A 13478-nucleotide genomic window follows, 5' to 3' on the forward strand; every position below is an offset into this window, starting at 1 on the left:
ATGACTCACCACCTCCAGCGCACGCTGTGGCACGCGCTCGTCTGTATCCTTCTATGCTGGGCCTGGCCCTCATGGAGCGCAACACCGGGTCCCGGCAAGTGGAGCGCGCAACAAACCTGGGCCGCCGACACCGCCAACGGCGGCAATCTCACCGGCTTCTTCTACTGGCCAGCCAGCGAACCCAAGATCGGCGGCAAGCGCGCGCTGGTGCTGGTCCTGCACGGCTGCAAACAGACCGCTGCCGGCGACGTCATCAATGGCAACGATGGCGGCTACAACTGGGCCGCCATGGGCGACCAGTATGGCGCCGTGATCCTGGCGCCTAACGCCACCGGCAATGTGTACTACAACCATTGCTGGGACTACGCGAATACCAGCCACAGCCGTACTAGCGGCGGCCACGACAAGGTGCTGCTCGACCTGGTGGACCGCTTCGTGAAAGATCCGCAATACGCGATCGATCCGAATCAGGTGTACGTGACCGGGCTGTCGTCGGGCGGTGGCCAGACCATGGTGATGGGTTGCCTGGCGCCGGACGTGTTTGCCGGCGTGGGCATCAACGCTGGCCCCACACCGGGGACCACTACATTGCAGATCGGCAGCGTGCCCAACGGCTACACATCCGATACCGCGGCATCGCGCTGCAAGGCGATGGCCGGCAGCGCCGCCAGCAAGTTCAGCACGCAGATCGCCGGCGCCATCTGGGGCACGTTTGACTACACGGTCGGCCAGGCCTACGGCCCGCTTGCCACGGAAGCGATGCGCAAGATCTATGGCGGCGCGTTCACACCAGCGCCAGCGGAAACCGTTGCTGGCGGCGGCACCAACATCCCCTACCGCGACAGCAATGGCAAGGTGCGCACCCACGAAATCACGGTGGCCGGCATGGGCCACTCGTGGCCGGCCGGCAAAGGCGGCCAGAACGTCAACTTCGTGGACAACACCAAGGTCAACTACCCGGCGTTCGTGATGGATTTCTGGTACAAGAACAACCTGCGCGTCGGTGAAAGTACCGGGCCGGAAATGACAGCGTGCTCGGCTGCCGCCATCAGCGCCACCAGCGCCAGCGTCAGCGGCGCGGCCACCGGCAACGTCAGCAACTACACGGTGGTGCTGAGCGGCCCCACCGCCGTCAACGACAACACCGCCGGCAGCGGCGCCAACTTCAACAAGACCTACAACCTGGCCGCCGGCAACTACAGCGGCACCGTGACCGCCACCGACACTGCCAACCGCACCTCGGCTGCCTGCAATATCGCGCAGTTCTCGGTCGGTAGCGAGCCGGCGTTGACGCCACCCACCGGCATCACCGCCGGCGCTGTCACCGACACCACCGTGGCGCTGACCTGGAACGCCGCCGGCGCCGCCACCGGCTACAACGTGTACGTGAATGGCTCGCGCGTGACGTCGTCGCCGGTCGCTGGCACCAGTTACACCGTCGGCGCCCTCACTGCCAACACCAGCTACACCATCACGGTGACGTCGGTAGGCAATGCCGGCGAGAGCGCGCAGTCGGCGCCGTTGACGGTCACCACCAGCACCGGCAACGGCGGCTGGACCTGCACCACGGTCACCGCCAGCAACTACGCTCACGTCCAGGCAGGCCGCGCCACCAACAAGTTCGGCCTGGCCTATGCCAATGGTTCAAACGAACTGATGGGCCTGACCAGCATTTTCTTCCGCAGCACGCTGGCGCAGACTGCCGAGGGCTATTACAAGGTGGGTATCTGCCCGTAAGCCCGGGGTGCTGAGGTCATCCTCGACCGCCCCTATCGCGCCAGCAAGCGCGATAGGGGCGGTATCACGCTACGATGGGACCAGGATGGCAACCCGGCGCCCTGCCGTCCGACGCGGGCATGAGCGTGTGTCCTACGGCTGAACTTGCTGTCGAATGAAATAATCAAGCCTCATTCAATGCAACAAGAGGAGCTGACATGAACACCAAGACTACCGCCAAAGTGACCGCCCTGATCGCCACCCTGTGCATGAGCGCCAGCGTTTTTGCGCAAAATTCGGCGCTGACGCCGAACCAGTTGAGCCCGCAGGAAGCCGCGCCGATCAGCACCACGTCGCTGCAAGCCGCGTCCACCACCGGTGAACTGCACCCGACCCTGCCGAGCCACGCTGCCACCCAGACCGATCCGCAACAACGCTACCAGACCCGCCAGGACGCCAAAATGGCCAGCGCCCAGTACACCAAGGATGTGAACTGCGTTGACGCTGCCGTTGCCACGCCGCCAGCACAAACCGCTGCCCACGCCGGCAAGCACGACAACCGCCTTGCAAAAGCCGATTGCTACCGTCCTAACGCACGTCCGGTCGTCCGCTAATCCCGGCCGATCTGTTCGTGCCGTGAGTGAAAAGCCGCCCCGCGCAACCGGTGCGGCTTTTTGCATTGAGGTCCCGCCCGATCGCAGCCGATAATCAAATTCGCCCCGAGGCGCGGCGGCGCGGTAAAATAGCCATTGCTAATCCACTCATACGGACGATATGAAACTCTCTAAACAACATTCGATGTACGAATCCGACCACACGCTGTTCATCAAAGAGTTGAAAGCAAAGAATCCGGCGATCGAAGCTGGTCAGCAACAGGGCCGCGCCCTGCTGTGGGACCGTCCGGCGATCTCGCTTGACGAGCAGGAGCGCCAGCTGAAGTCGGCCGTCAAGCAGCAAGCCTACGTCTACCAGAACAAGCTCTGATCGCTTCAAGGCGGCAGGCATGTTGCCAGAATCAGCAGCGGAACCAGCACCGGCAACGGCGGCTGAGGCAGGCACAGCGGCCCTGACGGCCGACGTGTCCGGTTTCGCGCGCCTGTACGGCGAACCGCTGCTCAAGCTGCCCAATGACCTGTACATCCCGCCCGATGCGCTGGAAGTATTTCTCGATGCATTCGAAGGCCCGCTGGACTTGCTGCTGTACCTGATCCGCAAGCAGAATTTCAATATTCTCGACATACCCATGGCGCAGCTCACGCTGCAATACCTGAAGTACGTGGACCAGATCCGCAAGTCCAACCTGGAACTGGCGGCCGAGTACCTGCTGATGGCGGCCATGCTCATCGAAATCAAGTCGCGCATGTTGCTGCCGCAGCGACAGACCGACCTCGACATCGAAGCGGACGATCCGCGCGCTGAACTGGTGCGGCGCCTGCTCGACTACGAGCAGATCAAGCTGGCCGCCTACGACCTCAACACGCTGCCGCAGCTCGACCGTGACTTCGTGCGCACCCAGATCCACATCGAGCAAAGCCTGGTAACCGTGCTGCCCGACGTGGCAGCGGTCGACTTGCAGCAGGCCTGGCTCGACGTGATGAAGCGCGCGCGGCTCACGCAACACCACAAGATCAGCCGCGAGGAACTGTCGGTGCGCGAGCACATGACCGGCATCCTGCGCCGGCTGCAATCGACGCGCTTTGTCGAGTTCGCGGACCTGTTCGACGTGGCCGGCGGCGTGCCGGTCGTGGTGGTCAACTTTGTCGCCCTGCTCGAGCTGGCCAAGGAGACGCTGATCGAGATCACCCAGGCCGAACCGTTCGCACCGATCTATGTCCGGCTGGCATATGCGCCAGCCTGAATTGTTTACCGAAATGACCCATGAAAATCATCACCACCATTGAAGAATTGCGCGACCAGCTCAGCGGTCAACTGCGCACCGCCTTTGTTCCCACCATGGGCAATCTGCACGAGGGCCACCTGTCGCTGATGCGCCTGGCGCGCAAGCATGGCGATCCGGTGGTCGCGTCCATCTTCGTCAATCGCCTGCAGTTCGGCCCCAACGAAGACTTCGACAAGTACCCGCGCACCTTCCAGGCCGACGTGGAAAAACTGGAGAAGGAAGGCGTCTATGTGCTGTTCGCGCCAACCGAAAAGGATTTGTACCCGGAGCCGCAGGAATTCCGCGTCAATCCACCGGCCGACCTGGGCAACACGCTCGAGGGCGAGTTCCGTCCCGGCTTCTTCACCGGCGTCACCACCATCGTCCTGAAACTGTTCTCGTGCGTGCAGCCGAAGGTGGCCGTGTTCGGCAAGAAGGATTACCAGCAGCTGATGATGGTGCGTAACATGAGCCGCCAGTTCGCGCTGCCGACCGAGATCATCGGCGCCGAAACCTACCGCGCCGAAGACGGCCTGGCGCTGTCGTCGCGCAATATGTATTTGTCGGAAAACGAGCGGGCCGAGGCGCCGGCGCTGTACCAGACGCTGAACTTCGTGGCCGAAGAAATTCGCGCCGGCCACCTGGACGTGTTCCAGGTCGAGCACAAAGCGATGGAAAACCTGGCGCAGCGCGGCTGGCAGCCCGATTATGTGTCGATCCGCAAGCGTATCGATTTGCAGCCGCCGTCGGCCGGCGACCTGGCGCAAGGCGCGCCGCTGGTGGTGCTGGCTGCTGCCAAGCTCGGCACTACCCGCCTGATCGACAACCTGGAAATTTAATCCTGCAGATGGCGGCCTCAGACCGCCATCTGCTGCGCCCACGCCAGCGCCTGCAGATGGGCCTGGTTGATTTCCTCCGGGTGCAGCTTGAGCGCGATCGCCAGCGCTGCCACCAGGTCCGAGTTCAGCTCGCACGCCTCGGCCAGCGCCAGGTACGGCCCGTAGCGCCCGCTGCGGGTCAGCAGCGCTTCCACCACGCCCTCGGGCAGCTGGATGGTCTCCAGCACCTCCGCCATCGTCATCCCCAGCAAGCGGTCCAGCAGCGAGAACATGCCTGCCACGAAGACCTGTTCGGCCTCGCTCTTGCCCAGCGTGTCGCGCGCCAGCAGTTCGGCCAGGCGGCCGCGCACCACGGCGGTTTCCAGCAGCACCGGCGAGTAGCCGGTGGTGCTGGCCGTTGCCAGCAATAACGTCAACCAGCGGTGCAGCGGCGCGTAGCCGAGCAAGGTCAGGGCCTGGCGCATCGACTGCACCTCGCGCCCGGCGCCGAAGCCGGCTGAATTAATAAACCGCAGCAGCTTGTACGACAGCGTGGGGTCGCGCTTGAGTGCAGCTTCGATCTGGGCCAGGTCGGCGTTTTCTTTGACCATCTGCATCAGTTGCAGGATGATGGCCTGGGCCGGGTTGAGGCCGCGTGCGGTGTTGCCCGGACGCGGTGTCAGGTGCAGCTTGCCGACAAAGGCATTCAGGCCCAGCGCGGCGCAGGCGTCGAAGTCGGCCCAGTTGCTGACCGGGCGCGCCACCATGGTCAGTCCCGACTGCTTGAGCGCCGCATACGCGCGCGCCTGGGTGGCCACGTTGGCGCCACTGAACCGCACTTCCACGAACGACGCCAGCGAGGCCAGGCGCAGGCCGGCCGGGGCGCGGGCAAAGTTGCGCAGCAAGATGCCCACGCCACCGGCGCGCAACGCGTGCACGGCTTGCAAGGTATCGGGATTGGCCAGCGTAGCGGCGGGCAAGGAGAGCACCGTGCACGCGGGCGGCATGCGGTGCAAGGCATCGGCCGAGAGCATCTCGGGCACGGCTTCGAGGAACAGGATTTTATCGAGCAGAAGCCAGGTCTCGCCGTCTTCGCCACCGATCACGTGGCTGGCGACAAAGTTCAGCAGGGACTCGAGGGCAACGACAGGCGCAGCAGAAGCGCCACTGGCCTGCGCAGGCTGCTGCCAGGTCAACTCATACCCGACCACCCGCTGCTGCGGGTCGAGCAACGGCTCGCGAACCAGGAAATGAGTGTGGTGCATGGCCGTCCGTGGGCAGGCTGTCGAGCGTAGCCGGGCCGGGCCCGACCACTAAGGTATTACGCGCCCAGCTTTTCGAAAATCTTGTTCAGCTTTTCGTCCAGGGTGGCGGCGGTGAACGGCTTGACCACATAACCATTGGCGCCAGCTTGCGCGGCAGCGATGATGTTTTCCTTCTTGGCTTCGGCGGTCACCATCAGTACCGGCAGCTTGGCCAGTGCGGGGTCGGCACGAATGTTTTGCAACATCGTCAGGCCGTCCATGTTTGGCATGTTCCAGTCCGAGACGACGAAGTCGAACGACTCGGCGCGCAGCTTGGCCAGCGCCATGACGCCGTCTTCCGCCTCATCGACATTGGCATAACCCAGTTCTTTTAACAGATTTCGGACGATGCGACGCATCGTCGAAAAATCGTCAACAACTAAAAATTTCATCTTTGGATCAGCCATGAATTACTCCGTTGTTTCTTTACGCGGTTGTTAATATTGCCTACAAACTCCAAGCAAGTTGTAGGATAGCATTTTCGTTGCTCCAAGGCGAACAAAGTCGCAGTAAAACGTCACTGCAACCACAATTACGCCTTTTACACCCGCAATGCGCGCATGCCGTGCTGCGCCAGGTAACCGAGCACCATGCCGGGCAGCGCCGTCAGGGCGCCTACCTCGTGCGCGGCGCCGATCGCAATCGCTTCGCGCGGCATGCCGAACACCACGCAACTGGCCTCGTCCTGGGCGAAATTATACGCTCCGGCATTCTTCATCTCCAGCATGCCGGCCGCGCCATCCTTGCCCATGCCGGTCAGGATCACGCCCACCGCGTTTTTGCCGGCCGCCTGCGCTGCCGAGCGGAACAAGACGTCCACCGATGGCCGGTGGCGATTGACCGGCTCGGCCTGGTCGATCCTGGTCATGTAGTTGGCGCCGCTGCGGGTCAGGTACAGGTGCGAGTGGCCCGGCGCAATATAAGCGTGGCCGGGCAGTACGCGTTCGTTGCCCTGCGCTTCCTGCACCGAGATCTTGCACAGCGAGTCGAGCCGCTTGGCAAACGAGCGGGTAAAGCCTTCGGGCATGTGCTGGGTGATCAGGATGCCGGGGCAGTCCGACGGCATCTGCATCAGGAATTCGCGGATCGCCTCGGTGCCGCCGGTGGAGGCGCCGACGATGATCAGCTTTTCCGACGACAACAGCGGGTTGCGCAGTGCCGACAACGGCGTGCTGCCTTGCGCTGAGGCGCCGGCAGCCGGCAGAGTACGGGCGCGCACGCGGGCCTTGGCGGCAGCGCGGATCTTGTCGGAGATGAGGTCCGTGTATTCGCGCATGCCAGCCTGGATCGAGATTTTCGGCTTGGTGACGAAATCGACCGCGCCCAGTTCCAGCGCGCGCATGGTGATCTCGGAGCCGCGCTCGGTCAGCGACGACACCATCACGACCGGCATCGGCCGCAGGCGCATCAGTTTTTCCAGGAAGTCGAGGCCGTCCATTTTCGGCATCTCGACGTCGAGCGTGAGCACGTCCGGGTTGTGCTGCTTGATCAATTCGCGCGCGACCAGCGGATCGGGTGCCGTCGCCACCACCTCCATGTCGGGTTGACTATTGATGATCTCGCTCATGACACTGCGGATCAGCGCGGAGTCATCGACGATGAGAACTTTGATCTTCATACGGTTGCTTTCTACACATTAAAACAAATCGATTTCGCCACCCACCGGCGCTTTCTTCAAGCGGCTCGCGTACTCCACTTCGCGCTTGACCAGCGTATCGTTATGGGTCTGCATCAGTTTTTTCACCAGCACCTTGCCGGTACGCGGGAAGAAATACACCTTGCGCGGGTGGATGTCGTTCAGATCCTCGGCCACCACGCGAATGCGCTCGGTCTTGAGGAAGCTGAGCACGAACGCCGCATTGCGCTCGCCAACGTTGATGGCCGTAAAGCCTTTCAGCACGGCGCCGCCGCCGAACACTTTCGCTTCCAGGTTCTCGCGCTTGGCGCCGGCCTTGAGCAAATCGTTGATCAGGATTTCCATCGCGTACGTGCCGTAGCGCGCCGAGGCCGACACCGGGCTGCCGTCGCCGCCGCCGTCGGGCAGCATGAAGTGGTTCATGCCGCCAAGACCGGTGGTACGGTCGCGGATGCAGGCCGACACGCACGAGCCCAGCACGGTCACGATCAGCATGTCCTTGTTGGTGAAATAGTATTCGCCCGGCAGGATCTTGGCCGCTTCGCAGTCGAAGGTGCGGTCGTAGTACAGATTCGTGGCAAATTGTTCGAGGTCCATGGCAGCTCTCTAGGTACGGTGCGGCGCCTTGGCGGCGGTCCGGTGTTTGTCGTCGAGCTCGTACACCGTCTTGCCGCGCAGCTTGAGCGCATCGGAGACGTACAGGAAATTCTCGGAATGGCCCGCGAACAGCAGCGCATCGGGCTTCATCAAGGGCACGAAGCGCGAGAGGATCTTGCGCTGGGTGTCCTTGTCAAAATAAATCATCACGTTGCGGCAGAAGATCACGTCGAACTGGCCGCTCACCGGCCAGCTGTCGGCCAGCAGGTTGAGCGGTTTGAAGGTGATCATGTTGCGCAATTCCTGGCGCACGCGGGCCTGGCCTTCGCGCTCGCCCTTGCCCTTCAAGAAAAAGCGCCGGCTGCGTTCCGGGCTCATCTTGTCGAGCCGGTCCATCGTGTACACGCCGTTGGCGGCGTGGGCCAATACATTGGTATCGATGTCGGTGGCAATGATGTGGCAGTTGGGCGTGAGCGTATTGAACGCTTCGCACACGGTCATGGCGATCGAATACGGCTCTTCGCCGGTGGACGCGGCCGAGCACCAGATGTTGAGCGTCTCACGCTTGCCCTTGATGTGGTCGGCCAGCAGCGGGAAGTGGTGCGCCTCGCGGAAGAACGACGTCAGGTTGGTGGTGAGCGCATTGGTAAACGCTTCCCACTCCTCGCCCAGGCGGCCCGCTTCGAGGTCGTCCAGGTACTTGGCGAACGAGGCGATGCCGGTGGCGCGCAAACGGCGGGCCAGGCGGCTGTACACCATTTCCTGCTTGCTGTCGGCCAGCGAAATACCGGCGCGTTTATAAATGAGGCCGCGCACACGCTCGAAGTCCCGGGCATTGAAATCGAACTCTTTAACGGTGTCTTTACTGTGCGGCATGGTGTGTCCTTGATGTTGCGTTGATGCTGGCTTTAAAACTCTTCCCACTCGTCAGCCTGGGGCTTGGCGATGGGTTTCGGTGTGCTTTTTGGTGCGGCCTTGGGGGCCGCTTCCTGCGCCGCAGGCCTGGCGACGGGCTTGGTGGCAGCAGCGTTAGCCAGGCGCGCCGCCGGTTTGGCAGCCGGCTTGCTGGCAGCGGCAACCGGGGCGGCGCGCGGCCCGACAGCCGGCGCGTAGGCGGCACGGCGGCCACCATTATCAGCGAGCTTGAAGATGCTGACGGCGCGCGCCAGGATCTCGGCCTGCTCCTGCATGCTCTCGGCGGCAGCGGCCGCTTCTTCCACCAGCGCGGCATTTTGCTGGGTCATCTCGTCCATCTGCGTGATGGCCTGGTTGACTTCCTCGATGCCGTTGCTTTGCTCCTGGGTGGCGGCGGTAATTTCTCCCATGATGTCGGCCACCTGCCGGATCGACGTCACCACCAGGTCCATGGTCTGGCCCGCTTCATCGACGAGGCGGCTGCCCGCATCGACCTTGTCCACCGAATCGCTGATCAGTTCCTTGATCTCGCGTGCGGCACCAGCGGAGCGCTGCGCCAGGTTGCGCACTTCGGACGCCACCACGGCAAAGCCGCGGCCCTGTTCGCCGGCACGGGCTGCTTCCACGGCGGCATTCAAGGCCAGGATATTGGTCTGGAAGGCGATGCCGTCGATCACGCCGATGATGTCCACGATGCGGCTCGAGCTTTCCTTGATCGAGCCCATGGTGGAGACCACTTGCGAGACGACATTGCCGCCCTTTTCCGCCACCGACGACGCCGAGACCGCCAGCTGGTTGGCCTGGCGCGCGTTGTCGGCGTTCTGCTTGACGGTCGAGGTCAGCTCTTCCATCGACGACGCGGTTTCTTCGAGCGAGCTCGCTTGCGTCTCGGTACGGGCCGACAGGTCGGCATTGCCGGCGGCAATTTCATGCGCGGCTGTCGTAATCAGTTCGGAACCGGCGCGCACCTCGCCCACCGTGGTGGCCAGGCTGTGGTTCATGTCGTGCAGTGCTTGCAGCAGTTCGCTGGTTTCGTCGCGGCCCACGACCACCACTTCCGAGCTCAGTTCGCCGGAGGCGACACGCTGCGCCACCACCACCGCGCCGGCCAGCGGCACCGTGATCGAACGGGTAATCACCACCGCGCACACCACGCCCAGGGCGACGGCCACGGCGCCAAGGCCGAACAGCAAATACATCAGCGAGCGCACGGCGCCTTCCGAACTGCCGATCACGTCGTTCGAGCTGGCCAGTTGCAGGTTGACCAGCTTGTTGATCTGGGCCAGCGTCTGCTGGTTCAGCGGGTCGATGCGGCCCGACAGGATCTTGGCCGCGCCTTCGGTGTTGAACGCCAGGATTTGCGCCAGCGCTTCCTTGAAGGCGCTGTCGGTTTGGCCGTCGAGCTTGCTGATCTCGGCCAGCACGCCCTGCTCTTCGCTGGACAAGCCCAGCGCTTTGAGGTCGTTCAGTGCTTTTTCGTACAGCGCGCGCTGGTCCTTGACCTTTTGCTCTTCCTTCTGCATCAGGCTGACGTCCGATTGCAGGCCGATATTGCGCATGGCGATGCCGGTCTCCAGCATCGCACTTTTCATGGTGCTCGCTTGCAGGTTCTTGGCGCTGGCGACAGTCAGGCCGTCTTCCAGGCGTTTGCTGTTGTTGTAGTTCAGGTAGTTGGTCAGCAAGACCATGGCCACCAGGATGGCCAGTATGGCCCCAAAGCCGATACGCAGGCGCGTACCGATCGTTACATCGCGTAAATTCATCTCTGTTCCCCCGTGTGCTGCATTGTTTTACGCCACCGGAGACGTCCACGCGGTGGTGATAGATATTCTTCTGGCGCGCCCTCTGTGGGGAGCGCCGCGGGCAGGGACGCGTACCGCTTTGGGGCTGGGTTTAGGCCGCCACTTGTTCCATCAAGCCCATGTCGGGGCTCAACATCAATTTGTCGATATTTACCAAAATCAGCATTCGCTCGTCGATGGTGCCGAGACCGATCATGTAGTCGGAGCTGAACGCCGTGCCCATCTCGGGCGCCGGCTTGACCTGCTCCGGCGTCAGCGTGGTCACGTCGGACACCGAATCGACCACCATGCCAACGATGCGGCCGTTGATGTTCAAGATGATCACCACGGTGAACTGGTCGTAGATCGGCTCGCCCAGGTTGAACTTGATGCGCATGTCCACCACCGGGATGATGATGCCGCGCAGGTTGATCACGCCCTTGATGAACTCGGGCGCGTTGGCGATGCGGGTGACCGCCTCGTAGCCACGGATTTCCTGCACCTTCAAAATGTCGATACCGTATTCTTCGGTACCCAGCTTGAACGCCAGGTATTCGTGGCCGGCGATCTCGTTGGCGCCTGTGGTCAATGCGTCGGACATGGTAATTCCTCTCTACGAAAAAATCTGTTCGTCGGCCAGCTGGCGCGACGAGCGTATCAGGGCGGCAACGTCGAGAATCAGGGAGACGCCGCCGTCGCCCAAAATGGTGGCGCCGGAAATGCCGGCCACCTTGCGGTAATTCGATTCCAGGTTCTTAACCACCACCTGCTGCTGGCCCACCAGGTCGTCGATGAACAGCCCGGCTTTGCGGCCCTCGGTTTCGATGATGACCACGATGCCCTCGCTGGGGTTGGTAAAGCGCGGCACAATGTCGAACATCTGGTACAACGGCACCAGCGGCAGGTACTCGCCGCGCACCTTGATCACACGGCCCTTGCCGCTGATTTCTTTCACGTCTTCCGGCGTCGGCTGCAGCGATTCGATCACAAAGCCCAGCGGCAGGATGTACACCTCCTCGCCCACCTTGATCGACATGCCATCCAAAATCGCCAACGTCAGCGGCAGCGAGATCGAGATCGTGGTACCGAATCCCTTGGCCGAGCGGATATCGACCACGCCGCCCATGGCGGTGATGTTGCGTTTGACCACGTCCATGCCCACGCCGCGTCCGGACACATCGGTGACGGTTTCAGCGGTGGAAAAACCGGGCGCGAAGATCAGCTGCCACACTTCCGGATCGGTCATGGTGTCGCTCACGGCCAGGCCGTTTTGCGCGGCCTTGGCCAGGATTTTTTCACGGTTCAAGCCGCCACCGTCATCGGACACTTCAATGATGATGTTGCCGCCCTGGTGCGACGCTGACAGGAACAGGCGGCCGGCATCGCTTTTACCGGCGGCGCGGCGCACGTCCGGCATTTCGATGCCGTGGTCGATCGAGTTGCGCACCAGGTGCGTCAATGGATCGACGATCCGTTCGATCAAGCCTTTATCGAGTTCGGTGGCAGCGCCGTTGGTGATGAAATCGACTTTTTTACCAAGCTTGGCGGCCAGGTCGCGCACCATGCGCGGGAAGCGCGAGAACACGAAGTCCATCGGCATCATGCGGATCGACATCACCGCTTCCTGCAGGTCGCGCGTGTTGCGGGTCAGCTGGCTGACGCTATTGAGCAGGCGCTCGTGCTTCATCGGGTCGAGCGTATCGACGCGCTGCTCGATCATGGCCTGCGTGATCACCAGTTCGCCCACCAGGTTGATCAGCTGGTCCACTTTTTCGATCGACACGCGGATCGACGACGATTCCGCGCCCGGCCCGTGGGCCGCCTTTTCTTTTTCCTTCTCTTCCTTCTTCGCGGCTTTCTTTTCGTCTTCGAGCACCTGCGCCGGATCGCTGACGATGCCGGCAGCGGCGCGGATCTGTTCCAGTGGCTGGAAGAAACCGTAGCCGCGCGCGTCGTCGCTGGCAGCTTGCGCGTTGGCGCGAATTTCCTCGAGCGGCTGGAAGAAGCCGTAGCCTTCGCCGGCGCTGCCACTGCTGGTGGCTGCATTGCCAGGGTGCAGCGGCACGGCATCGAAGAAGCCGTAGCCGAGCTCGCTCTCGACCTTGTTGCGGGCCGCGTCTTCCAGCTGCTGCTGGGCGGCGTCGAGCGCCGGCAGCTCGGTCACTTTCATGTCTTCGGGGTTGAGCACGAACGAGCAGATGGCGATGATATCGTCGAGGCTCTCGTGGGTGGTCACCACCATGGCGTTGCGGTCCTTGTCGAGCGGCGTGATGGAGACGTGCCCCATCAAACCGAGCTCGGCCCCGAGCGCGGTCACCTCGCGGTGATCCATCACCGGCAACTCCAGCCGATAGCGGCGGCCGCCGCTGTGATCGACCACCTGTGCCTCGGCCGCGCCAAACGACGGCACGACGACGTGGGCCAGTGCCGCCACCGGCACATTTTCCGTCAGCGAATGCAGCACCATGCGGATATTGCCGACCGCGTCCTGGTCCACCTCGCTGCCGTGGCGATGGCCATCCAGCTGCATCTTGAGGATGTCCTTGGCGGCCAGGAAGGCATCGACGTGTTCGGACGTGAGCGCCATTTCGCCCTTGCGGATACGGTCGAGCAGGGTCTCCAGGATGTGCGTCACTTCCGTCATGTCGGTCACGCCGAACGTGGAGGCGCCGCCCTTGACCGAGTGGGCGGTGCGGAAGATGGCGTTGAGATCCTCGGCGTCGGGGGCATCGATATCGACGGCCAGCAACAACCTTTCCATTTCAGCCAGGAGTTCCTCGGCCTCATCGAAAAAGACCTGGAAAAACTGGCTTATATCGATGGTCATGGTGA

General features: G+C 62.7%; 13 protein-coding genes. 5 read left to right on the forward strand and 8 right to left on the reverse strand.

Annotated elements, in window-relative coordinates:
- The 5 genes from F8197_RS15140 to panC all read left to right on the forward strand — a co-directional run bounded on the left by F8197_RS15140 (position 1) and on the right by panC (position 4434).
- A complete protein-coding gene (locus F8197_RS15140) occupies positions 1-1737 on the forward strand; it encodes a PHB depolymerase family esterase (RefSeq protein ID WP_152882559.1) in 1737 nt (578 codons plus the stop codon).
- A gap of 197 nt (positions 1738-1934) precedes the next feature.
- Positions 1935-2330 (forward strand): hypothetical protein, encoded by a 396-nt coding sequence (locus tag F8197_RS15145; RefSeq protein WP_056143927.1) that lies wholly within the window; start codon positions 1935-1937, stop codon positions 2328-2330.
- Between the two features lie 160 nt (positions 2331-2490).
- Complete coding sequence (locus F8197_RS15150) at positions 2491-2700, forward strand: DUF3460 family protein (protein ID WP_152882561.1); 210 nt, start codon at positions 2491-2493, stop codon at positions 2698-2700.
- Between the two features lie 19 nt (positions 2701-2719).
- Positions 2720-3574: a ScpA family protein gene (locus F8197_RS15155; RefSeq protein ID WP_152882563.1), complete on the forward strand. Its 855-nt coding sequence runs from the start codon at positions 2720-2722 to the stop codon at positions 3572-3574.
- 20 nt (positions 3575-3594) lie between these two features.
- The gene (gene panC / locus F8197_RS15160) at positions 3595-4434 is read left to right on the forward strand and encodes a pantoate--beta-alanine ligase (protein WP_019920216.1); all 840 of its coding nucleotides are present in this window, start codon (positions 3595-3597) and stop codon (positions 4432-4434) included.
- A 17-nt stretch (positions 4435-4451) separates the two neighbouring features.
- Here the strand turns inward: panC and F8197_RS15165 are convergent, their stop codons facing one another.
- The 8 genes from F8197_RS15165 to cheA form a co-directional block, all read right to left on the reverse strand.
- Positions 4452-5678, reverse strand: a complete 1227-nt coding sequence (locus F8197_RS15165) for an EAL and HDOD domain-containing protein (protein WP_152882565.1) — start codon at positions 5676-5678, stop codon at positions 4452-4454.
- Between the two features lie 56 nt (positions 5679-5734).
- On the reverse strand, positions 5735-6124 hold the full coding sequence (gene cheY / locus F8197_RS15170) for a chemotaxis response regulator CheY (protein WP_008450066.1): 390 nt from the start codon (positions 6122-6124) through the stop codon (positions 5735-5737).
- Positions 6125-6258: 134 nt separating this feature from the next.
- Entirely contained in the window at positions 6259-7335 is a 1077-nt protein-coding gene (locus F8197_RS15175) for a chemotaxis response regulator protein-glutamate methylesterase (protein WP_152882567.1), read from the reverse strand.
- 18 nt (positions 7336-7353) lie between these two features.
- Positions 7354-7950 (reverse strand): chemoreceptor glutamine deamidase CheD, encoded by a 597-nt coding sequence (gene cheD / locus F8197_RS15180; protein WP_019920220.1) that lies wholly within the window; start codon positions 7948-7950, stop codon positions 7354-7356.
- A 9-nt stretch (positions 7951-7959) separates the two neighbouring features.
- Positions 7960-8826: a CheR family methyltransferase gene (locus tag F8197_RS15185; protein ID WP_152882569.1), complete on the reverse strand. Its 867-nt coding sequence runs from the start codon at positions 8824-8826 to the stop codon at positions 7960-7962.
- Between the two features lie 32 nt (positions 8827-8858).
- The gene (locus F8197_RS15190; RefSeq protein WP_152882570.1) at positions 8859-10628 is read right to left on the reverse strand and encodes a methyl-accepting chemotaxis protein; all 1770 of its coding nucleotides are present in this window, start codon (positions 10626-10628) and stop codon (positions 8859-8861) included.
- A 130-nt stretch (positions 10629-10758) separates the two neighbouring features.
- On the reverse strand, positions 10759-11247 hold the full coding sequence (locus tag F8197_RS15195; protein ID WP_019920223.1) for a chemotaxis protein CheW: 489 nt from the start codon (positions 11245-11247) through the stop codon (positions 10759-10761).
- A 12-nt stretch (positions 11248-11259) separates the two neighbouring features.
- Entirely contained in the window at positions 11260-13473 is a 2214-nt protein-coding gene (gene cheA / locus F8197_RS15200) for a chemotaxis protein CheA (RefSeq protein WP_152882572.1), read from the reverse strand.
- Positions 13474-13478 lie beyond the last annotated feature (5 nt).

Origin of the sequence: Duganella sp. FT27W (genome assembly GCF_009295655.1) — a bacterium.
Classification (GTDB): Bacteria; Pseudomonadota; Gammaproteobacteria; order Burkholderiales; family Burkholderiaceae_D; genus Rugamonas; species Rugamonas zoogloeoides.

Coding starts and splice junctions, on each gene's coding strand:
- F8197_RS15140 (WP_152882559.1), top strand. CDS start 1: ATGACTCACCACCTCCAGCGCACGCTGTGGCACGCGCTCGTCTGTATC.
- F8197_RS15145 (WP_056143927.1), top strand. CDS start 1,935: ATGAACACCAAGACTACCGCCAAAGTGACCGCCCTGATCGCCACCCTG.
- F8197_RS15150 (WP_152882561.1), top strand. CDS start 2,491: ATGAAACTCTCTAAACAACATTCGATGTACGAATCCGACCACACGCTG.
- F8197_RS15155 (WP_152882563.1), top strand. CDS start 2,720: ATGTTGCCAGAATCAGCAGCGGAACCAGCACCGGCAACGGCGGCTGAG.
- panC (WP_019920216.1), top strand. CDS start 3,595: ATGAAAATCATCACCACCATTGAAGAATTGCGCGACCAGCTCAGCGGT.
- F8197_RS15165 (WP_152882565.1), bottom strand. CDS start 5,678: ATGCACCACACTCATTTCCTGGTTCGCGAGCCGTTGCTCGACCCGCAG.
- cheY (WP_008450066.1), bottom strand. CDS start 6,124: ATGGCTGATCCAAAGATGAAATTTTTAGTTGTTGACGATTTTTCGACG.
- F8197_RS15175 (WP_152882567.1), bottom strand. CDS start 7,335: ATGAAGATCAAAGTTCTCATCGTCGATGACTCCGCGCTGATCCGCAGT.
- cheD (WP_019920220.1), bottom strand. CDS start 7,950: ATGGACCTCGAACAATTTGCCACGAATCTGTACTACGACCGCACCTTC.
- F8197_RS15185 (WP_152882569.1), bottom strand. CDS start 8,826: ATGCCGCACAGTAAAGACACCGTTAAAGAGTTCGATTTCAATGCCCGG.
- F8197_RS15190 (WP_152882570.1), bottom strand. CDS start 10,628: ATGAATTTACGCGATGTAACGATCGGTACGCGCCTGCGTATCGGCTTT.
- F8197_RS15195 (WP_019920223.1), bottom strand. CDS start 11,247: ATGTCCGACGCATTGACCACAGGCGCCAACGAGATCGCCGGCCACGAA.
- cheA (WP_152882572.1), bottom strand. CDS start 13,473: ATGACCATCGATATAAGCCAGTTTTTCCAGGTCTTTTTCGATGAGGCC.